Below are 22,673 nucleotides of genomic sequence, written 5' to 3'. Positions count from 1 at the left end.
CTTGAATTTAAATAATTACATAAAAACCATTTTAGTTATAAGTATTGTTCTTATAGCGTCTTCATGTGCGGTAAAGAAATACGTGCCAGAAGATGAATTGTTATTTACGGGCTCTTCACTTGATATAAAATTAGATTCCCTGACAGATGTTAAAAATGTAGCTGCTCTTAAATTAGAGCTAGAAGCAACACTTTCTCCACAACCTAATTCAAAGTTTCTAGGAATGCGTCCAGGATTGCATTATTACTATAAAGTGAATAAAGATAGTGCGGGATTTATTGCAAGATTTTTAAACAAGAAAATAGGAGAGAAGCCTGTTTATTTAAGTGATGTAGAGGAAGAAGCGACTAGAGATTTATTGCGCAATAGATTAGAAAATAGAGGATTTTTCTTTAGTAATATATCGTCTAAAACCCTAAAGGATGAAGAAGCAAAGGAAGGTAACGTATCGTACAATGTTACTTTACCTAATCCATATCGTATGAAAACTTATCAGGTAGATCGTGACTCTATTCCATTTTATAAAGTGTTAGAAGATCAGATAAAAAACACTCCTATAAAAGTAGATTCTCGTTTTGATTTATCTGCTTTGAAGCTGGAAAGGGAACGTATTGATTTAAATTTAAAGGATAAGGGGTATTATAATTTCAATTCTGGTTTTTTAATATTTCAGGCAGACACTAATCAATATAAAAATAGAAAATTTGATCTGTTTTTAAAATTGAAACAAGATGTACCTACAAAGGCTATAAAACCATATCAAATAAAGTCCGTAAATGTTTTTCCATATAACGTCACTAACAATGATACTGTTAAGGTAGATACCGTACGTTATGCAAATAAAGACTTTATTCAAGAATCAGATTTCTTCAGACCAGATCGATTAGATCCTTTTATACTTTTAGAGAAAGGTGATTTGTATAACCCAGAAAAATCTAAAGCTACTAGCAGGCGTTTAGGCTCCATAGGTGCTTATAAATTTGTCAATATAGAATATACAGAAATAGATGGAGAGCAAACAGATAGTCTTAATTACTTAGAAGCAAACATATTTTTATCTCCTTTAAATAAAAGAGCCATACGTGCCGAATTGCAAGCGGTAACTAAATCAAATGATTTCTCTGGTCCTACATTAGGACTTACTTTTTCTAATCGTAATTTATTTAAAGGTGGAGAGACTCTGAATATTAAAGCTACAGGAACTTATGAAGTGCAAGTAGCTGGTAACAGTAGTGGTGGTCTGACTAGTACAGAATTTGGCCTAGGTGCAGACTTAATTTTCCCACGTGTGTTAGCTCCTTTTAAGGTAGATAGTGATTACTTTGAGTATGCCATTCCTAAAACTAAAACCAGTCTTAATGCATCGATCTTAAACCGTAGCCAGTTGTACAGTTTACTAACTTTTTCCGGTAGTTTTGGTTATGTGTGGCAAGCAAATAAATATGTAACGCACGAGTTAAATCCGGTGTCGATTAACTATGTGAGACCCACAAATATATCTGAAGAATTTCAAGCTATACTAGACGATAACGCATTTTTACAAAGTAGTTTTGATCAACAATTTATTTCTGGATTAACTTATTCGTTTACTTATAACGGTATGTTGAGTCAGAGCAAGAGAGCCTTGTACTATGTGAATAGTACTGTAGATGTTGCTGGTAATAGCATTAGTTTATTAGCTCAAGAAAATGATCTAGGTAAGAAAGAGTTCTTAGGATTAGAATATGCACAATACGCAAAGGCCGATGTGGACTTTAGATTTCATTATCTGTTAAATGAAGAATCTAGAATAGCTACACGATTCTTTGCCGGTTATGGATTACCTTTTGGTAACAGCGATGTCTTGCCATTTAGTAAACAGTATTTTTCTGGTGGAGCGTATAGTGTGCGCGCTTTTAGAACTAGATCTTTGGGGCCAGGTACCTACACTGCAGATAATGAAGATGATAGCTCTTTCTTTGATCAATCTGGTAATGTGCGTCTAGAGGCAAACGTAGAGTACCGTTTTCCTATTTATGGCTATGTTAAAGGTGCTCTTTTTATGGATGCAGGTAATGTATGGTCTACCGCAGGAAACGGTTTAGATGGTGGCGAGTTCAGTAGTAATTTTTTGAATGAACTAGGTATAGGTGCAGGAGTAGGAATGCGTGTAGATGTTCAAGGATTTGTGATACGTTTTGACCTAGCTGCTCCATGGCACGATCCATCGCTTCCAGAAAATGAACGTTGGAATTTTGATGTAGAAAATCCCGTGTTCAACTTTGCTATAGGTTATCCGTTCTAAGAGTTTTTTGCTTTGTCCGCTTTCGCGAAAGCGGAATATTTAAAAATACTATATTGTACCTTTTTTTAAATAGATAGAATAATGGATAATTTCGATAACAATAATAACACTTACCGTCAAAGAAGAGGTAGAGAAGAGTACCAGCCGGCTGCAACTAATGATGCAGGTATGTTTGAGATGATAGGCAAGTGTTTTACTAATTATGCAAACTTTACAGGAAGAGCTCGCAGGTCAGAATATTGGTATTTTAGATTGTTCAACTTCATAGTTTTGTTTTTCTTCTTTTTCATATTTATGTTATTAGGATCTGTTAAAGAAATGCGTGTTGTTTTATTGATCATTTATATTCTTTATGTGCTGGCAACCATTGTACCTAGTGTAGCAGTTACAGTTAGAAGATTACATGATACTAGTAGATCTGGATGGAGTTTTCTATTAGGATTTGTTCCGGTAGCAAGTATTATGTTATTAATTTTCTTAACGGAAGACAGCAAGTATGGAGCTAATCAATGGGGTGTTAATCCTAAAGGATTAGGAAGTGATAATTTTAACGCTCCTAAAAATCAATATAATGACGGTTTTTAACTTAAAAACTTTTAAATCTTTCTAAAACATAAAGAGTTACTTTCAATCTGATATTATATTTGTTTTAAAAATATTATGTGGAGAAAAGTATTTCAAGTGTTAGGACTAGTCGCAGCACTTTTAAGTTTACTGCCTCTTATCGCTGCAGACTACTGGTGGATAAGAGTTTTTGATTTTCCACATCTTCAACTTACCGCTTTTACTTTATTAGCAATTCTACTTTATTTCTTTACATTTAAGCCTAAATGGATTAATGATTATGCATATATAACGGTCTTATTAGGTTGTTTTGCCTTTCAATTTTTTAAAATAGTTGATTACACACCGTTATATCCGGTAGAAGTGGAAGACAGCTCTTCTGCTATTTCTGAGGATAATTACATTAGTATTTATACGGCAAATGTGTTGCAAGAAAATAAAAACACAGAAGAATTATTTAAAGAAATAGAATCTAAAGAACCAGATTTAATTGTTTTTACAGAGACTAATGATAGGTGGAGTGATGCTATAAAAAATAGAATAGGCGATTCATATCCTTTTAAAGTGGAGCAACCACAGGAGAATACTTATGGTATGCTAGTGTATTCTAAGTTAGAATTATCAGACACGAGAATTAAATTTCAAGTAGATCCAGAAATACCTTCTATTGATGCTAAAGTCAGGATGAAGAATGGAAATTTATTTCAATTATATGCGATACATCCTACACCACCCATGCCGCAGCACAATCCTTTAAGTACAGACCGTGATAAGGAGTTAATGCTTACTGCTATCGCAAGTAATAAGTCTAAAATACCTGTAATAGTTCTAGGTGATTTCAATGATGTGGCTTGGTCTCATAGCACCCAACTGACTAAAACAGTAGGTAAATTATTAGATTTGAGAATAGGAAGAGGGTTTTATAGCACCTACCACGCACAGTATCCATTGATGAGGTGGCCACTAGATCACATACTTATCTCTCCAGAATTTAGATTAAAGAAAGCAGGTACTGGTGCAGATTTTGACAGTGACCACTTTCCGTCTTGGGCAGTTTTAACCTATGAGCCAAAACTTGCAGATCAACAAAAACCGATTGAACCAGATGAAGATGACTGGAAACAAGCAAAAAATCAATTGAAAACTACTGATTTACAATCTCTGTTAGATATTTGAGATCTATTCTAAAATTTAAGTACAGAATGTGAAATAGATAATAGTAATCTATTCTGTTTTTTCAGATTCAATTATTAAGTGAGGGTATTTATCCAGTTCATAATCTAGAACTAGTCCACCAGCAAGAGATTGAGTAATTTCAGATCCATAAAGTACATCGCATAGATACATGGCAGCCTCAAAAGATCTCGCACCGCCAGCGCTGGTAATTACATTTTGATCATGTACAAACCATATATTTTTTCTTATATCTAACTGAGGGAAACGATCTTTCATTTGATCGATATCTGACGGGAAGGTTGTACTTACTTTATCGTCTAAGATTCCTGCTTGTGCTAGTACAAATGCACCATCACAATGGGACGTGATATACATGGCATTTTCACTTACTTGTTTTACAAAGTTGATCATGGTAACGTTATCTAAATCTTTATCTAGATGATGCTCTGCACTGGGAACTACGAGTATATCTATATTAGGCGCGTTATCAAATGTATAGTCAGGTAATATTCTTATTCCTTCAAATGTAGTGACCGCATCCATAGTTTGCGCAACCAAAAAGACATTCATAGGTTTTATGCCTTCACGGTATTTAGTGTGTTGAAATATATCAAACGGTGCAGTGAGTTCTGTGTTAAAAGTACCGTCCATTATTAGAAAGCCTACGTTGTACGCGTTTTCTATGGGTTGAGGTGTTGGTAATTCTTCTTTTGGTACCGGTGTCTCTGTTTTGCTAGAGTTATTGCAAGAACTTAGAGATATGACTAACAATGCCATTAAGATTAAATTGGCATTATTAGTTAAATTAGAAACAATTGATTTCATATTAACTGTAGGAATTATACTTCTTATCGATTTTTGGGAAACCAAACTAAAACTCATGAATAGGATTATTTTAATTGTTAGTATAGTAACACTTATCTCTGGAATGGCAGGTTTTTATCTAACTACACCATTAACTACATTTTTAAGAATAGTATTTCTCATCTCTGCAGATGTATTGATCATTATGTTACTAGGTAAATTATTATTTGCTGGTAATCGTGCTTTGAGAGTAAAGACAAAAAATAAAAAAGTAAGTGCTTCTTAATTAAGATTTTAATAAAAATGCCTCGGTTAATTTATAACTAGCACCAGCAGCTATTATTCCTAAACTTATACTTAGTATCAAATACCATATTGCAGATGCATAAGAGCCGTTTTTGAGTAGTAAAAACAACTCAGCACTAAATGTAGAAAACGTGGTAAGTCCACCACAAAAACCTACACCTAACAATACATACCACTGATGGGATAATTGCTCTCTATGAAACGCTGCTAAAAAACCACCTAGCAGTAAGCAACCTAATATATTGACACCTATGGTAGGAATCCATTTTAGTGTATTACTGTTCTCTATTAAGGAAAAATAAAACCTTAAGCTACTTCCTAGTCCACCGCCTATAAAAACAAATAAAAACGACTTCATTTATTCTATAGGTATATAAATTTCAGTACGATAATCTGCTGGGTTAGGAGTAAGCATAGGGTCCGTTTTATATATTTCATAAGGAGACGCTATTGCTTTTACCAGTCCGTTTTGAGATATAAATTCTTCACCTTTTCTCCATGCCTCAGCGAGGTTGCTATACGCACCATTAAGAGTGATTTTCACTGCTTTTCCAGGTTCTTGGTAACTAGATAGGATATTACTGTTAGTAGCAGTAATCTCTCTATTTTCAACAGGAAGTGCTGCAGAGAATAAAACACTATTATTAGTAGGATCTATCTTTTCATATACCACACGTGGCATGCCGTACATATCGATATGATTGCGATTCATGTAAGACATAATGTTTTGAAGCATTTGAGATTTTACAATTTGCAATTTTTCTCTCTTTGTACTAGATGACATGTATAAAAAGTAACCACCTCCAGTTTCAATAATACCGTCTACATGAACTTGGTGTACAGACATTTGGTTATTCACATAGTTGTCTAGATTTTCTAAACCTGCAGTATACTTAGGTTTAATTTCATCTTCCATATTAAAGCCTAATACGGTAGTCATTACTTTATCTAATAGACCTTGTTCACTCTTAATATTCCATGTTACTTTAGTACCATTTTCGACGCGTTCTAGATCCATGATTACATCACTGTTAGAACTAGTCATACCATTATCATAGAACATATTCATAGCCACATACTTATTAGGCTCTATTCCTGTTATAGTCATTTTACCATTACCATAAGGATCTGTAAAAGAATAATTACCATCTACACCTTTAGTTTGTGTACCCATTGTAGAGGTTATTTCTTCATCTTCTAACCATGGATTCCAGTTATCCCATTCTTTAAAATCTGCTAGTTGATCATAGATAAGGGATGGTGGTGCTGCGATAATACGAGATTCTGTTATATCATATTTTCCATCTTTTAATGAAAAATAGATAGCACCTCCTATGATGACGATTAATATTAGTATAAAAATGTACTTGAAAGCTTTCATTTAGGGTCTAATTATATATCAAAGATACGATTATTGAAAAAGATCTTAGTTAGAAAAGATATACTAGACTAGGTATCGCATATCATACACGAAATAAATAGTCTACAATTAAATGAAAATAAGAAATATTTTAAAATAGGTGTAAATAAAAACTGCCAGATTAGATCCGGCAGTTTTAGAGAAAGTCATTATTAATGAGCTTTCTTCCCCCTAAAATTCTTTGTGTTATTTGGTTGGTTAGTCTATAACACATGAGTAAAATTAAGTCTAATTAAACCTTTAAAAAATACCCATTAATGGGTATTTTTTGTTAAAAAAACAGAGTGAAACAGCAGTTTTATTTAACGATGGTTAATTATGTGGGAAGAAGCCTATTTTTCATATTCTTTAATAGACATGTTGTAGAGTAATTACTACATGTTAAATAGTTTTTATTTTACATGTAGCATCTAATTATCTAAAAGTACCACTAGGAAAACTGACCATACTCTCTATACCATCTTTTCCTATTGCAGCTATACCAAAAAAGGAGTTGTCGATTACTATTCCTTTTAAAGTAAATGCGTTTACATCACCTACATATCGCGAGTTATCCCAGGTAGGACTAGTAGTATCTCTCCAGTAAATTTTATATCCTACGGCATCTTTTACTTTGTCCCATTTAAATTTCACATGAGCTTCTACTATACCACCTATTTTAACATTTTGAGGTCTGCTAGGAGCCCATGCCAGTTGAGCTAGGTTAATAGCATTTACAGCAGTTAATTTTCTAGCATAAGGGAAATTAACATGCTCTACGACATCACCATATGCTATACCGTTTTCTGTTCTTATATCTTGGTGTTGTTGGGTGTAATTTTCATGTGCTTCCATAATTCGTATTCCAGGGAAACCTAGATCTGCAAAAGGTCTGTGATGACCACCTCTCCCAAAACGGTCCAGTCTATAAACCATCATAGGCTTCATTTCTGGCATGTAAGTCTTTACTGATTTATGTATGTATCGAGCTAGTTGTCTAGAAATTCCATCTACTTCACCACCATAAAATCTGCGACCATTACGCTGTCGTTCTGTCTCAGTAGGATCTGTAGGTTCAGAAAAAATTCTAAATTCCCTGTTGTCGATTACGCCATCTACACCTTCTATATTTCCTATCATATCGTTATTTAAAAACCCTATGACATTCCATTTTTTCTTTTTAGCGTATTCGGCCAGTCCTTTTCCTCCAAAAAGGCCTTGTTCCTCACCACTTAAACCTACATAAACGATACTGTTCTTAAACTTGCGTTTGCTCAAAACTCGCGCAGCTTCTATAGTACCTGCCATACCACTAGCATTATCGTTTGCACCTGGCGCATCTGTTGTAAAGTCCATAGTATCGCTAGCGCGAGAATCTATGTCACCACTCATCATCACCATATCATTAGGACTAGAGGTACCTCTTTGAATAGCAACCACATTTACTACCCAAGCATCTTTAGGTATGCGACTACCCATATCAGTAGAAACGAAATCTTTTTGATAGAACACCTCTAGACAGTCACCACATTCTTTTGATATTTGATCAAATTGTGCCTTGATCCATCTCCTTGCTGCGCCTATTCCTCTCGTGTTAGAAACCGTATCAGAAAATGTATTTCTTGTTCCAAAATCGGCTAGTGTACGCACGTCGTTCTCGATTCTATCTGCACTTACTTCATCAATGATAGTGTATAAGTCCATTTGATGGTCTGTAGGTACTTGTGCAATAGATAAGTAACTACAAAATAGAGATAGTATTAATAGGTTTTTCATGTTTAAAAATTTAGCTACTAAGATAAGAGCTATGAATTTATGATGTTCTATGAAATTGTTAAAAGGATACTTTATAAGCACGCTTTCGCGAAAGCGGAATTTATATACCTCTAGAACCTTAAAAAAGTACATGTTCTTAATTTACTACACCGGATTATTTAGAGAAATCACACACTTTTTAAAGTCTTTATAATGCCTATAAAAAAATTAATAGAAATAAATCACAGATACTGTAGATTTACAGCTAAATATAATTTTAAAATAAATCGATGATTCAAAGAATAAAAAAGAAAAATTATAATAAGATATTTTTGATATCAGGTGTAGTTTTAACTGGTCTACTAGTTTCATGTGGTGGGGCAAGTAAATCTATAGACAGTACTAATGTAAAAGATGCAGAATCGCCATTTATATTACCACTTCATGAGGATATAAAGGAGTGTTTTTCTTGTGACGAAAAAAAACCAATACATCTAGACCAATTTAAAACAGTGCTAACAGACTCAAAATTGCAACAATATAAGAACGGTGGAAAGAGTAGGGAAGAGTTTAAAAAATTAGATACTTTTTGTGATGATACTATTTTTAAAGTTTGTGGTGACGCCATGGTTTTACAAGCAACTGACGATAAGAATGATCGCGTAGAGTTTAGACAGCTCAAAAACTTGAAGCTTAATGATCAAAGTATCTTGAGGTTTCAAGCAAAATTTGAAAATCTACCTAATTCTAATGATAGAAAAGGAGTAACCTTAGCACAAATACATAATGATGCTCAAGGTGTAGGAAGGCCTCTATTTAGAGTAGAATACACAGGTGAAAATGAATTGAGAGCAGTACTTACCGATACGTACATTAAATATGAAGGAGAATCAACAAATGATTATTTAGTTGGTTTTAGAGATGGGCATGAGCTCTATTGTAAACTAGAAATTTTAGAATCTGGTAATCAAATTAGCGTTTATGTGAAGAATATCAATACCGGAAAGTCAAAGACTAAAATTTATACGGTAGATAACAAGTGGTTAGAAAAAGATGGAGATTTTTACTTTAAAACAGGAGCTTATTTACAAGTAGCTGGTAAAGCGCCACGAGTTAGTTACTACAGTTTAAAGTATTCATATTAATGAAAACAAAAATAGCTTATGCACTAAGTGCATAAGCTATTCTAGTAATGATAAGAAAGGATATTAAGCCTCTTTGTGTATCTCCACTGCGTGAGGATAAGGAATTTCAATTTTCTCTCTATCTAGTACAAGTTTTGTATTTTCTATAGTCCAGAAATAAACATCCCAATAGTCTTCTGGTGCACAGTAAGGTCTTACAGCTAGATTAACAGAACTTTCTGCAAGTTCACTAACGTTTACAGATGGTGCTGGATCTTTAAGTACTTTAGGGTTAGATTCTAACATGGCAAGTAAAGCATCTTTAGCTTGTTTCATGTCTTCACCATATCCTATTCCTACAGTAGTATCTACTCTCATTTTACCTTCGGCAGTATAATTTATGATGTTACCGTTTGCCATAGGGCCATTAGGTATAAGAGCAAGTTTGTTTGCAGGGGTTATTAATTTAGTAACTAATATGTCGATCTCTTTCACAACACCTAATTCTCCTTGTGCCTCTACTAGATCACCTATTTTATAAGGTTTAAAAATTAAGATAAGAACACCACCAGCAAAGTTAGATAGAGAACCTTGTAAAGCAAGTCCTATTGCAAGACCAGCTGCGGCAAGAATAGCAGCAAAACTAGCTGTCTCAATTCCTAATGTACCTGCTACTGTTACTATAAGAAGTATGGTTAAAACCCATTTAAGTAAACTGGTTAAGAATTTCTTTAAGGTAACGTCATAATCTCTTTTATCCATTAATTTACTAGTAACTTTTACTAGCTTTTTAATGATAAATGCACCAATTATGTAAATTAAAATAGCTTTTAAAAGTGGTATACCATATTCTAGGGCATAACCAGTAATGTTTTCTAAGCTAAATCCGTCAGGACTTATATTTAGGTCTAAATTGTCTGCTTGTACTACAGGTTCTTGAATCATTTTTACTAATGTTTTTGTTTGTTGAATTCAAAATTAACTAGTAAAAAATAGGAATTAAAAAAGGATGATCTGTTTTTTTAAGAATTACGTTTTATCGGTTAAAAACACATTTTAACAGACTTTTTGTTGTTAATCTAAATTGTTAAAATATTAGATACAAAAAAACCGCTCCATAAGAGCGGTTTTAATAATTATTCAAGGAGTTTACTTTATCCTTTTTTCTGAATCTCTACTTGATGTGGGTAAGGTATATCAACACCTATGGCATCTAGAGTAGGTTTAAAGTTTTCTTGCAGATACCAATACACTGTCCACATGTCATCTGTGAGTGTATAAGGTCTTACATTAATATTAATGGAGCTGTCAGCATTTGCAGCCACCATTATTTGTGGTGCAGGGTCTTTAAGTACAAGAGGATGGTCTTCTACTAGTTTGCGCAACGCTTCTAAAGTTTGTGTAATATTTGCGTCATAACTTACACCTATGGTGGTGTCACATCTTAAAATACCTTCTGCATTAAAATTAATAATATTCCCGTTCAACAATGGACCGTTAGGAATAATAGCCAGTTTGCGTTGTGGAGTTATTATTTTAGTTTGTAAGATATCTATTTCTTTAATAGTACCTAAAACACCTTGAGCCTCGATAGTGTCTCCTATTTTAAAAGGTTTAAATAATAATAGTAACACGCCACCAGCAAAATTAGACAACGATCCTTGTAACGCTAGCCCGATAGCTAGCCCTGCAGCTGCAATAACCGCGGCAAAACTAGTTGTTTGTATACCTAGTGTTCCTACTACCGTTATAATAAGTAAAATCCAAAGTCCCCATTTAATTAAATTGAGTAAGAATTTTTCTAAAGTTATATCGTAATCTCTAGCTAACATTATTTTTCTCGTTAGCTTCAGAGCTTTCTTAATTAACCACCTTCCTACAATAAAAATTAGAATCGCTTTTACTAACGGAATACCGTATTCTAAAATTAGCTCAAATCCTTTTTCAACATTAAAGTTGTCTAATATTTCTTTCATATAGAACAAAAGTAGAATAAGCCTCGAAAAACCTTGTTTATGATTTGTTAATAGTTGGGAACTTTATGATTTAATTTTAATAAATGATTTCTATTTAATTAAAAAGCCGCTATTTGGAAAATCCAATAGCGGCTTTAGTTCATTTAAAATTTTCTAGAATACTAGAAAGGGTACTTATTAGCTTCAGTCACCTTATCTGCGATAGTATCTCTTAGAGCTACAATGTTAGGTAGATTTGTATATTTAGTGAAACGTTTAAGTCCCATAAGCATCATGCGTTGTTCATCACCTTCAGCAAAGCTAGAAATACCTTCTTCAGCTCTTGCCTGGATAATTTTAGACGCTTGATATAAGTAATATTGAGACATTGCAATTTGCTCTTTTTGCTCTTCTACACTAGTACGAGCGATGTTCTTTTGAGTTCTAAGAATAGCACTCTCTGCCATATAGATCTCGATAAGAATATCTGACGCTGCAATTAATAATTGCTGGTGCTCTTCTAGTGCTGGACCGAATTTTTGCACCGCGCTTCCTGCAACCATTAAGAATACTTTTTTAAGTTTCTTAACCATATCCATTTCTTCAGATAATGGCTCTGAAAAATCTGGTGTTTCAAAAGAAGGAATAGAAGTAAGTTCATTTCCTACTGCCATTGCTGGCTCTAGTAAGTTAACGTGACCTTTCATCGCTTTTTTAACTAACATTCCTACTGCTAGCATACGGTTAATCTCGTTAGTACCTTCATAAATACGTGAGATACGAGCATCTCTCCATGCAGCCTCCATAGGAGCATCTGCACTGAAGCCCATACCACCATAGATTTGTATACCTTCATCACTACATGCTTGCATATCCTCAGATACAGCAACCTTAAGAATAGAGCATTCTATAGCAAATTCTTCAACACCTTTCAATTCAGCCTCTGCAAACGTTGCACCTTCTTCCTGACGCAAGTGGATGCGGTTTTCTACATCTTTTGCTGCGCGATAAGAAGCACTTTCACCCACATAAGCATTAACAGCCATTTCAGCAAGTTTCTTTCTTATAGCTCCAAATTTTGCGATAGGAGTTTTAAACTGCTCACGCTCATTAGCATAATTAGTAGCAAGTGTAATTACACGACGTTGTGCATCTAGACATGCTGCAGCCAGTTTTATACGACCTACATTTAATGCATTCATCGCAATTTTAAAACCTTCACCACGACCAGCAAGCATATTTTCTACAGGAACTAGGCAGTCATTAAAGAATACCTGACGAGTAGAAGAGGAGTGAATACCTAATTTGTGTTCTTCTTCTCCCATAGTAATCCCATTACTAGGATCGTTTTCTACGATAAATCCAGTAATGTTTTTATCATCTTCTAGACGTGCAAATACTACAAATACATTACAGAAACCAGCATTTGAAATCCACATTTTTTGACCATTGATCTTGTAGTGTTTTCCATCTGCAGTAAGCTCTGCTTTTGTCTTACCAGAATTTGCATCAGACCCTGCACCAGGCTCTGTTAAACAATAAGCTCCAAACCACTCACCAGTAGCAAGTTTAGGAACGTATTTTTTCTTTTGCTCTTCAGTACCATATAGTGTAATAGGCATAGTACCTATTCCTGTATGTGCTCCAAAAGCTGTTGCGATAGATCCAGTTGCACCAGAAATATAATCACAAACTAACATAGTAGAGACAAAGCCCATACCTAGACCATCATACTCTTCTGGAACAGCGACACCTAAGAATCCCATTTCTCCAGCTTTGCGCATTACTTCTTCAGTAAGTGCATAGTCTTTCTTTTCAAATCGGTCTTTATTAGGAACGATCTCTTTGTCTACAAATTCCTGTACACTCTCGCGCATCATCTTTTGTTCATCAGAGAAGTCTTCTGGAGTAAATACTTCTGATGGATTTGTTTCTTTCACGATGAATTGTCCACCGCGTATCATTTCTATTTTATTTTCTGTTGACATAATATGTATTGTTATCTCGCTTTCGCGAAAGCGTAATTCTTAATTTAAAAACTCAAAAATACCAGCAGCACCTTGTCCAGTACCTACACACATGGTAACCATACAGTGTTTTCCTTGGTTTCCTCTCTTGCGCATCTCATCAAAGATTTGCACAGATAGTTTTGCTCCTGAACAACCTAGTGGATGACCTAGTGCGATAGCACCACCGTTAACGTTAACGATGTCTTTATTAAGACCTAGTTCTCTAACCACAGCAACAGACTGACTTGCAAAAGCTTCATTTAACTCAATAAGAGCCATGTCTTCTTTTTTAAGACCTGCTTGTTTTAATGCCTTTGGAATAGCTTCTATAGGCGCAATACCCATAACTCTAGGTTCTACAGCTGCTACGGCAAAGCTTACTAGTTTTGCAATAGGCTTTATACCTAATTCATTTACCATTTCTTCACTCATTACAAGTGTAAAAGCAGCACCATCACTAGTTTGAGAAGAGTTACCAGCTGTAACACTACCACCTGCAGCAAATACTGGACGTAATCTTGCCAGCGCCTCTAGATTTGTACCTTTTCTAGGTCCTTCATCTTTAGTTACTGTATAGGTTCTAGTTTTCTTTTTACCGTTCTCGTCTAGATAAGTTTCTTCTACATCGATAGGAACAATTTGATCTTGGAAACGATTTTCAGCTTGTGCTTTTAAGGCTTTCATGTGAGAGTCATAAGCAAATTGATCTTGCTCTTCTCTAGAAACCTTATAATCATTAGCTACTTCTTCAGCAGTAAGTCCCATTCCCCAGTAGTAGTCTTCATGACCTTGCTTTGCCAGGCTATAAGCTGGAGCAGGTTTATAACCACCCATAGGAACATAACTCATGCTTTCTACACCACCGGCAACGATACATTGTGCCATACCAGATTGTACTCTAGCTACGGCTGCACCGATAGCATCTAGTCCAGATGCACACCATCTATTGATACTTATACCTGGAATGTCTACTCTTTCTAATGCTAGAAGTGATATCTGACGTGCCATGTTAAGTCCTTGCTCAGCCTCTGGCATCGCATTACCTATGATCATGTCATCGATGCGACCTTTATCAAAATCAGGAAGGTCTTTTAACATTCCTTGAATAGTTTCTGCTGCTAGCTCGTCTGGTCTTTTAAATCTAAAAACCCCACGACCTGATTTTCCTACTGCCGTTCTTTTTGCGGCAACTATATATGCGTTTGTCATTTTCTTAGTTTCTTAAAGGTTTACCTTTCTGGATCATGTGTTGAAGTCTCTCCAGTGTTTTTCTCTCTCCAGTAAGACTTAAGAATGCTTCACGTTCTAGGTCTAATAAATACTGTTCAGAGACAAGGGTAGGGGCACTTAAATCACCACCTGCCATTACATAAGCTAGTTTATTTGCGATTTTTAAGTCGTGCTCGCTTATATATTTTCCAGCTTTCATCGCGTCAGTTCCTACTAAGAACATTCCTAATGCTTGCTGGCCCAATACTTTTATATCCTTGCGCATAGCAGGTTGTGTGTAACCTTTGTCAGCTAGAAGTCTCGCTTGTGCTTTTGCAAAAGCAATACGTCTGTTATCGTTTACAACAACATGATCCACACCTTTTCTCAAGATGCCTAGATCGTATGCTTCATAAGCACTTGTTGCAACTTTAGCTGTTCCTATAGTAAGGAAGTATTCTCTAAGTCTATTTAGTTCTACGTCATTTTTCTCAAAAGTGTCACTAGCTCTTAGTGCCATCTCTTTTGATCCACCACCACCAGGGATTACACCTACACCAAATTCTACTAGACCGATGTAAGTCTCTGCACTAGCAACAGCAACGTCAGAGTGCATGGTCATTTCACAACCACCACCTAATGCCATTTGATGCGGCGCAACGATAGTAGGAATACTACTGTAACGCAATCTCATAACTGTATCTTGGAATTGTTTGATAGCCATATTCAGCTCATCATATTCCTGCTCTACAGCCATCATAAATATCATACCGATATTTGCTCCTACAGAGAAGTTAGCACCATTATTTGCTACTACTAAACCGTCAAAACGATCTTCGGCGATATCAATAGCTTTATTCATACCAGCAAGTACGTCACCACCTATAGAATTCATCTTAGAAGTAAATTCTACATTAAGGATACCGTCACCTATATCATGTACAGTTACACCAGAATTTTTGAAGACTGGGGCATTTGCACGTAAATTATCTAGAATGATAAATCCATCCTGACCTGGTTTCTTTACATAATCTTTATCTGGGATAGAGTAGTAGTAGGTAGAGCCATCTTTTACTGTATAGAAAGATTCAAATCCTTTCTCTAGCATTTCTGTAACCCAAGCAGCTGGTTTTTTACCGATTGCTTCCATTAACTCCACACCTTTTGCAACACCTACGGCATCCCAAACCTGATATGGTCCATGTTCCCAACCAAAACCTGCACTCATCGCATCGTCTATACGGTACAATTCATCACTTATTTCAGGAATTCTATGTTGTACGTATGCAAATAGTGAAGCAAATGATTTTCTATAGAAATCACCAGCTTTATCTTTTCCTTTAATTAATACAGGAAAACGATCTGCTACATTATCTATTGATTTAGTTAATTCTAGAGTAGCAAACTTAGCACGTGGCTGTTTTATGTACTCCATAGAGTCTAGATCTAATGCTAGAATCTCTTTCTTACCTTCTTTAGTAACGTTCTTTTTATAGAATCCTTGCTTTGTTTTAGAACCCAACCACTTGTTCTCCATCATGGTGTTGATGAATTCTGGTAATTTAAAGGTGTCTTTATGCTCGTCTTCTGGGCAGTTTTCATAAACACCATTTGCAACATGTACAAGTGTATCTAGTCCAACAACGTCTACAGTTCTAAAAGTGGCAGACTTAGCACGTCCTATGACAGGACCAGTAAGTTTATCTACCTCAGAAACGGTAAGACCCATTTCTTTAACGGTATGGAACAAACTCTGAATAGAGAATATACCGATACGGTTTCCTATAAATGCAGGAGTATCCTTTGCAAGAACTGATGTCTTACCTAAGTATTTCTCTCCATATTCCATTAAGAAGTCAGTAACCTCAGGATCACAATTAGGACCTGGAACAACTTCAAATAATTTTAAATATCTCGGCGGATTGAAAAAGTGTGTTACTGCAAAGTGCTTCTGGAAATCTTCACTACGTCCTTCATTCATGAAAGAGATAGGAATACCAGAAGTATTTGATGTAATTAAAGTACCAGGTTTACGGTACTTCTCAATTTGTTCAAAAACAGATTTTTTAATATCTAATCTTTCAACAACGACTTCAATAATCCAGTCGGTGTCTTTAATTTTAGATAAGTCATCAGTTAAATTTCCTGTAGAAATTCTGTTTACAAATGAGTTATTGTATAAAGGTGCCGGTTTACTCTTTACAGAAGCTGTAAGGTTATCGTTAACCATACGGTTACGAACTACCTTGTCCTCTAGAGTTAGACCTTTGGCCTTTTCTTTGTCAGTAAGTTCTCTTGGGACTATGTCCAGTAGGAGTACTTCACAACCTATGTTTGCAAAATGGCAAGCAATTCCACTTCCCATGATACCAGAACCTATTACGGTTACATGTTTTATTCTACGTTTTCCCATATTATTTTTGAGCTAATAGAGCTTTTTTTTTGAAGATTTTTTTAGAGTTTACTATTTCGTTAATTTTAAACGCAACTTCTAGAAAGGTATCTATTTTTTCTGGTTCAATCTCATTTTTAACGACTTGGTCAAAAGTTTTAACAACTGACTTTGAAAATTCTCTCATTTCAGCGCCGAAATCTGTCAGATGAATCAATACACTTCTTCCATCTTCTGGATTTCTACGTCTTTCTATGAGACCTTTATTCTCCATCATTTTAAGTGTACGTGATAGAGAAGTAGCTTCCATTCCCATTTTAGGTCCTAAAGCTGTACTAGGTGTTCCTGTTTCTGGATCTATACTAATAAGAGCAAACCCTGTAGACATAGTACTGCCCTTAACAGCAGCTTGTTCATTATACATTTTAGAAACTGACATCCATGTAGCTCTAAGAATGTAATCGATTGTTTTATCTCTCATAATTATAAATATACTGCAATATAGTAATTTTTGTTATGCATGCATAGTAAAATATTGTAAAATTTCAAACGATATAGTTTCAAGTGTAATTTATTCAGTCTCGCTTTCGCGAAAGCGGAACTAACAGTACAGCTTAAAGATAAATTATCAAAATCCTAGTTAATTAAAACTAGGATTTTGATAATTTATTAATTCTATTTATTTAGTAGTTGATATAGACCCAACTAGCTGTGTCTTCTATGTCTGCGTCATTATATTTAATAACGTAAAAGTAAACTCCGGTAGGTAGTAAGCCATCGCCAGATAATACACCGCTATTAGGTATTCCTGCAAATTCAACATAATTGCTAGCAGCTGTTTCATAAACAACTGATCCATTACGGTTGAATATTTGAAGACTAAAGTTATCGTATTGTTCAGCAAGTCCAGGAATAGAGAATGTATCATTTATTCCATCGTTATTAGGAGAGAAACCTTCTGGGAAGATGATTTCACATCTCTCAAATATGATGGTAAATTGAGAAGTGTTGAAACATCCTGTAACATTATCTTCTAATCTAGCAAACAATAAATCAGAAGTTGTTCCAGCTTGAAAAGGAACCACATAAGTAGTAGGTAATGCGTTAACACCAGCTTGAGCGTCTGCATCTGTGGTATAGTAACTTATTGTAAAGTCTGTAGCGCTATTTCCGTTAAGAATGATATCGTCTTGTACAGATAGCTCAAAAAGGTTTTGGTTTAAATCAACACTATCATCACATATATTAGTAAGATCTGGAGCATTACCTATAGATGGAGCAGCTTGTACTGTTATCATAAAACTAGTCGTGTTGAAACAACCGTCTGGTGTTTCTGATCTCACAAAGATTTCTTCAGAACCTGTTACATTATATGTGTTAGGTAAAGGATTGTTACCAGAGTCTGCATCACTAAGACTATTGTAGTAAGAAACAGTATTTAATCCAGTAGGGTCTACGTTGTTATCTTGATCTGATAATATAAAGTCACTACTACCATCTAATGGTGCATCATCACATACTTCAATATTCATCGGTGTAGAAATAGATGGTAAATCTTGAACGATCAAACTTATAGGTGCTGTTCCAAAACAGTCAGCTTCATTTGTATTCTGTAGTCTTACAAATACAATTTGAGGTGATGTAGTGTTTGTAAAAGGTACAGTTGTATCTATTGCTGCGGTATTCATGTCAGCATCCATTTGTGTAGGGTGGTAGGTATAGCTTACGTCTACTGGGTTACCAGCGGTATTCTCTATAACACTTAGGTAACCTGCAAGATCAAAATCTTCTATACCATCCTCGCTAGAGTCATCACATAGCTCAAAATCTGGGATATTTGAAACACTAGGCGTTGTGCTAACGGTAAGGTCAAATGATGCTACAGCACTACAACCGTCGTCTATAGGAGAGGTGTTGTTTGCGATTCTTACCCAAACTTGTACAGTACCTACGCTTACATCATAATTATCTGGTAAAGGATTTGTGTCCATTTCAGCATCTGTTTGAGTAGGGTGGTAAGAGATATTGAAGGTTGCTGCGTCTTGAGTACCTAATACATCTGCTGTGAATTGCGTTAAGTCAACAATTTCTGAACCAGAATTATCGTCATCACAGTAATCTAATAATGTAGTGTCAATAGGATCTACGATTCCATTTTCGTATATAACTATATCTTGAACAAAATCTCTTATATCTCCAGAAACATCGGTAACATTTACACTAACAGTATAGGTTCCTGCAGTTGCGTAGGTGTTTTGAACTACACCAGGACCAGTAACTGAAAGCGTGTTTCCATCACCAAAATCCCACATAGATGCTGCTACTTGTGGTAGACATGCTAATTCAAATTCGGTAATATCACCTTGACATTGATCATTTGCAACAAATGAACTTTGAAAATCAGATTGAATAAATACAGGTAAACCCTCTCTACTTATTCCTGGGCTTAAATCGATATAATCCGATACATAAGTGGCTGTGGCTCTATCAGCATTTAAAATAGCGCCTAAGAAATTACTGTCAGCTCTTGCTGCATAAATAATTCCATCAGGACCTAATTGTAAAGTACCTCTACCATCTGGAGCGCCAGTTGCTAAAGTATTTTTAGAAGCGATTATATTATTAGTGTCACATAAATCAAATTGAAAGACGTCTCTTGTTACCGTACCAAATCTAGATCCTGTTTCACAGTAAAGGTATTGCGAAGTTTTAGAAAATTCTACACCATAAACTGCTCCAGCATCCAATTGTAAACCAGCACCAGCAAACTGACCGTTTCCTGGATTAAATTCATATAAATAACAACCAGACCCTGATGTTACACTAGGAGTACCGAAATTGTTATTTGCAATAGCGATCTTGGTTCCATCCGGTGATGTTCTTAGCATTCCGTTTACACTGGTAGCACTTGCCAAAGTAGTTGTGTAATAAGGTAAGTTACCGTTTGCTGCTTGAGGAATAGGGGTAGCTGCAACAAATGATATTCCCGCACCTGGGATTCCTCTAACTTCCCAAGTAAATAAAGAATCGTAATTACCAGTTCCTGCAGAGGTTGCTGTAGCATTTCTTTCTGCAAAAGTCATTACATATGCGTTGTTTGATCCAGTTTTGATAGTTGCCGATACTTTTTCGGCACTACTCTGAAGTAATATGATATTTTTTACACCAGAAACTACGTCACCTAGTCCACCATTTAAAGACATCTCTACTCTTGAGTAGGCTAATGGCCCACCTCCACTTGCGGTACCAACGGTAAAGATGAAATAAACACCTGGTGTTTCTGGTGCTTTAACAATTATAGCTGCTTGTGTGGAAGATGCGTTTCCTAATAGGCCAGAACCATTTGGCATAATAGAACCATTTCTATTCCATACGTCACTACCGTTAGTGAAAAAAAGCAAATTCCCTGCATCATCAGAAATACTTGCAACACCTTCTTCTTGATTATAGCCCGACGCTAATAAAAAAGGTGCGGTAGATCTAACTTGAGGATTAGGTGTAAACTCTAAGCCAGCACCATTACCAAAAATCCACCATGAGGCTTCCATTTGTGCATTGATTTGAAAACTTAATAAAAAAGTTAAGGTTAGGAGGAAAAGTTTTTTCATTTTTTTGTAGTTAATTGGATTGTAGTTTTTGCTATCTTAAATAAACATAACCGGCTTTGGGCTTTATGTTAGGTTCATTTAATTCTAATACATAAAAATATGTACCTGTCGGCAAAATGTCATTAGTATGAAATAAACCAGTATTTGATGTGCCGTCCCATCCACCAGTTATGTTATTTCCTTCCCAAATCTTTTGTCCGTACCGGCTAAATATATACATTTTATGTTTATCATAAATATTATATAGGCCAGAAACGATAAACGTATCATTTAATCCATCACCGTCAGGTGTTATGACGTTAAAAACCTCAATTTCACAGAGTTTTGTAATTATTTTGAAAGAAAAGACATCAAAACAATTTAAAGTAGATACCCTAACAAAGATTTCTTGAGTTAAATAAAGATTTGTATAACTGCTTGGGTTAAGGATTTGATTTATGTTTTCAAGAGCATCAGCTTCAGATTCGAAAAAGGTAACTTCTTGATTTGAATTGTTATTTATCTGTTCTGCTATTTGTGTTAAATCAAAAACAGCTTTGTCAAAACCAAGCTCACACTCTTCAATAATAGGTTGGAAATCATTGATTTGTACAGAGTTAAAAACAACGACATCTTGCGTTATTGTAAATGTTTGTACTAACGTTTCTACTGTCGCTGTAACAGTGTAGGTGCCAGGAGCAGAGAATAGATGAGTAGGTGTTAAGTCGTTTGAAAAATTGTTTATTCCTGAATCTATATCATCAAAATCCCAATTTATTGATACTATGCTTGCAGCAGTTTGAATACTAAAATCTTGGGGCTCACCAAAACAGTGATCCATAGTCTCGATCTCTCCATTAAGTAAAAATGATTGTACAAATATGGGTAGTCCATACCATGCAACTGTATTAGGAGATAAAGGGAATGAGTTGTATTCATAATTAGAACCAACACCGATAGTATCGGGATTATTTATAACGCTTAAAGCGTTTTGTTGTATTCTACTATGGTAAATTTTATTATCAAGTCCTAATTGCAAAGCACCTCTAAAAGGTGTAATGTTATCATCATGTATTACTTGTGCGCTGGCAGCTATATTATTAGAAGTTAAATCGTACTGAATGATTTCTCCTCTTAAAAAATCAAAAATTTGTGTTGTAGATGCATTCATGTAGTCTACTTCGGCATATAAGAACTGACCATTTCCAGAAAATTCAACTCCATAAATAGAACCACCATCAGATCGTGTCAGCAACGCCTGTGGATTAGAAACCACGCCAGTTGAATTGTCAAAATCATAGAGATAAAGTTCACCACCGTTAGTATATGCAAGACTTCTAGCTGTTAGTACATTTGTTATACCAGAAAACTCGGCTGTGGTGTTATTTGAAAAATGAGCTGCGGCTAGTTTGTTACCTCTCGCATTTATTTTTATATAACCTCTCATTGCAGCAACATCTACATTTGTAACTGTGGAGTTAATTAATTCTATGAAAGGAGCGACTTGAGAAGATACTGGAGTTGTGTTAAGTCCACTAACTGTAAGTTCATAAGAATAAAATGTACCTTCAAATTGTGATATAATCCAGAAACCGTCTCCTGCGGCATTTGTAATAGCTGTAAGTTTTTCTGATGTGATGGGTAGTAGATTGATGTTTTTATTAAAAGGATCTACATCACCTGTGCCATTATTAAGTGTCATGTCTACTATAGAATAATGCAACCCTTCTGTATTGCGATATAAGGAGTCATCTGTGTCTACTGTAAAAACATAGTAAATACTAGAATTGCCAGGTAAAGGTACTATTATGGCACTACTTGTACTGGAAGAATTTCCCTTTAAACCAGTCCCGTTAGGCATGATTACATGGTTTGCATCATAAATTAAAGAGCCATCTGTGTAAAATAATAAATTTCCAAAAGGATCTGAAATCGTTGCGCAACCTTCTCCAGTTACTAACTGACCATTATCTACAGCCACAGCATTACCAGATGTGAAATCGATACCTGCATTGATACCAAAATACCAATAGGATGATTCTAGTTGCGCTTTCGCGAAAGCGGAACAGATAAAAATTAATAAATAAAATATATACTTCATTGCTCTAT

Annotated in this window: 18 protein-coding genes; 6 read left to right on the top strand and 12 right to left on the bottom strand. The window is 35.2% G+C overall.

Annotation, left to right across the window (positions count from 1 at the left end; genetic code table 11):
* Window position 1 precedes the first annotated feature (1 nt).
* The 3 genes from ACJJVJ_RS03395 (at window position 2) to ACJJVJ_RS03385 (ending at window position 4,024) form a co-directional block, all read left to right on the top strand.
* Entirely contained in the window at window positions 2-2,284 is a 2,283-nt protein-coding gene (locus tag ACJJVJ_RS03395; RefSeq protein ID WP_405368986.1) for a BamA/TamA family outer membrane protein, read from the top strand.
* A gap of 81 nt (window positions 2,285-2,365) precedes the next feature.
* Entirely contained in the window at window positions 2,366-2,869 is a 504-nt protein-coding gene (locus ACJJVJ_RS03390) for a DUF805 domain-containing protein (RefSeq protein ID WP_405368985.1), read from the top strand.
* A 75-nt stretch (window positions 2,870-2,944) separates the two neighbouring features.
* On the top strand, window positions 2,945-4,024 hold the full coding sequence (locus tag ACJJVJ_RS03385) for an endonuclease/exonuclease/phosphatase family protein (RefSeq protein ID WP_405368983.1): 1,080 nt from the start codon (window positions 2,945-2,947) through the stop codon (window positions 4,022-4,024).
* A gap of 48 nt (window positions 4,025-4,072) precedes the next feature.
* On the opposite strand, the gene ACJJVJ_RS03380 is transcribed toward ACJJVJ_RS03385, so the two are convergent.
* The gene (locus tag ACJJVJ_RS03380; RefSeq protein ID WP_405368981.1) at window positions 4,073-4,849 is read right to left on the bottom strand and encodes a DJ-1/PfpI family protein; all 777 of its coding nucleotides are present in this window, start codon (window positions 4,847-4,849) and stop codon (window positions 4,073-4,075) included.
* A gap of 55 nt (window positions 4,850-4,904) precedes the next feature.
* Between ACJJVJ_RS03380 and ACJJVJ_RS03375 the strand changes: the two genes are divergently transcribed.
* The gene (locus ACJJVJ_RS03375) at window positions 4,905-5,114 is read left to right on the top strand and encodes a hypothetical protein (RefSeq protein ID WP_405368979.1); all 210 of its coding nucleotides are present in this window, start codon (window positions 4,905-4,907) and stop codon (window positions 5,112-5,114) included.
* Here ACJJVJ_RS03375 and crcB read toward each other — a convergent pair whose 3' ends face one another.
* The 3 genes from crcB to ACJJVJ_RS03360 all read right to left on the bottom strand — a co-directional run bounded on the left by crcB (window position 5,115) and on the right by ACJJVJ_RS03360 (window position 8,309).
* Window positions 5,115-5,492, bottom strand: coding sequence for a fluoride efflux transporter CrcB (gene crcB, locus ACJJVJ_RS03370; protein WP_405368977.1), 378 nt, complete (start codon window positions 5,490-5,492; stop codon window positions 5,115-5,117).
* Window positions 5,493-6,515: an SRPBCC family protein gene (locus tag ACJJVJ_RS03365; RefSeq protein WP_405368975.1), complete on the bottom strand. Its 1,023-nt coding sequence runs from the start codon at window positions 6,513-6,515 to the stop codon at window positions 5,493-5,495.
* A gap of 453 nt (window positions 6,516-6,968) precedes the next feature.
* Entirely contained in the window at window positions 6,969-8,309 is a 1,341-nt protein-coding gene (locus tag ACJJVJ_RS03360) for a M28 family peptidase (protein WP_405368974.1), read from the bottom strand.
* Window positions 8,310-8,358: 49 nt separating this feature from the next.
* Between ACJJVJ_RS03360 and ACJJVJ_RS03355 the strand changes: the two genes are divergently transcribed.
* Both ACJJVJ_RS03355 and ACJJVJ_RS03350 read left to right on the top strand, forming a co-directional pair.
* The gene (locus ACJJVJ_RS03355) at window positions 8,359-8,502 is read left to right on the top strand and encodes a hypothetical protein (RefSeq protein ID WP_405368972.1); all 144 of its coding nucleotides are present in this window, start codon (window positions 8,359-8,361) and stop codon (window positions 8,500-8,502) included.
* A 76-nt stretch (window positions 8,503-8,578) separates the two neighbouring features.
* A complete protein-coding gene (locus tag ACJJVJ_RS03350) occupies window positions 8,579-9,433 on the top strand; it encodes a polysaccharide lyase family 7 protein (RefSeq protein WP_104515175.1) in 855 nt (284 codons plus the stop codon).
* 63 nt (window positions 9,434-9,496) lie between these two features.
* Here the strand turns inward: ACJJVJ_RS03350 and ACJJVJ_RS03345 are convergent, their stop codons facing one another.
* The 8 genes from ACJJVJ_RS03345 to ACJJVJ_RS03310 form a co-directional block, all read right to left on the bottom strand.
* Window positions 9,497-10,357 (bottom strand): mechanosensitive ion channel family protein, encoded by an 861-nt coding sequence (locus ACJJVJ_RS03345; protein ID WP_104515174.1) that lies wholly within the window; start codon window positions 10,355-10,357, stop codon window positions 9,497-9,499.
* A 209-nt stretch (window positions 10,358-10,566) separates the two neighbouring features.
* Window positions 10,567-11,388 carry a mechanosensitive ion channel family protein gene (locus tag ACJJVJ_RS03340; RefSeq protein WP_405368970.1) on the bottom strand — a complete coding sequence of 274 codons (822 nt, stop codon included), beginning with the start codon at window positions 11,386-11,388 and terminating at the stop codon, window positions 10,567-10,569.
* 161 nt (window positions 11,389-11,549) lie between these two features.
* Window positions 11,550-13,355, bottom strand: a complete 1,806-nt coding sequence (locus ACJJVJ_RS03335) for an acyl-CoA dehydrogenase family protein (protein ID WP_104515172.1) — start codon at window positions 13,353-13,355, stop codon at window positions 11,550-11,552.
* Window positions 13,356-13,394: 39 nt separating this feature from the next.
* Entirely contained in the window at window positions 13,395-14,585 is a 1,191-nt protein-coding gene (locus ACJJVJ_RS03330; protein WP_104515171.1) for an acetyl-CoA C-acyltransferase, read from the bottom strand.
* Window positions 14,586-14,589: 4 nt separating this feature from the next.
* Complete coding sequence (locus ACJJVJ_RS03325) at window positions 14,590-16,998, bottom strand: 3-hydroxyacyl-CoA dehydrogenase/enoyl-CoA hydratase family protein (protein WP_405368967.1); 2,409 nt, start codon at window positions 16,996-16,998, stop codon at window positions 14,590-14,592.
* A 1-nt stretch (window position 16,999) separates the two neighbouring features.
* Window positions 17,000-17,458 carry a MarR family winged helix-turn-helix transcriptional regulator gene (locus ACJJVJ_RS03320; protein ID WP_104515169.1) on the bottom strand — a complete coding sequence of 153 codons (459 nt, stop codon included), beginning with the start codon at window positions 17,456-17,458 and terminating at the stop codon, window positions 17,000-17,002.
* Window positions 17,459-17,660: 202 nt separating this feature from the next.
* Window positions 17,661-20,585, bottom strand: a complete 2,925-nt coding sequence (locus ACJJVJ_RS03315; protein ID WP_405368965.1) for a gliding motility-associated C-terminal domain-containing protein — start codon at window positions 20,583-20,585, stop codon at window positions 17,661-17,663.
* Between the two features lie 31 nt (window positions 20,586-20,616).
* The gene (locus ACJJVJ_RS03310) at window positions 20,617-22,665 is read right to left on the bottom strand and encodes a gliding motility-associated C-terminal domain-containing protein (RefSeq protein ID WP_405368963.1); all 2,049 of its coding nucleotides are present in this window, start codon (window positions 22,663-22,665) and stop codon (window positions 20,617-20,619) included.
* Between the last annotated feature and the right edge of the window lie 8 nt (window positions 22,666-22,673).

The organism is Nonlabens sp. Asnod2-A12 (assembly GCF_045063745.1).
In the GTDB taxonomy this organism is placed as follows: domain Bacteria; phylum Bacteroidota; class Bacteroidia; order Flavobacteriales; family Flavobacteriaceae; genus Nonlabens; species Nonlabens xylanidelens.
Note: the sequence above shows the minus strand (reverse complement) of the source record. Positions and strands in the feature narration are given on the sequence as shown.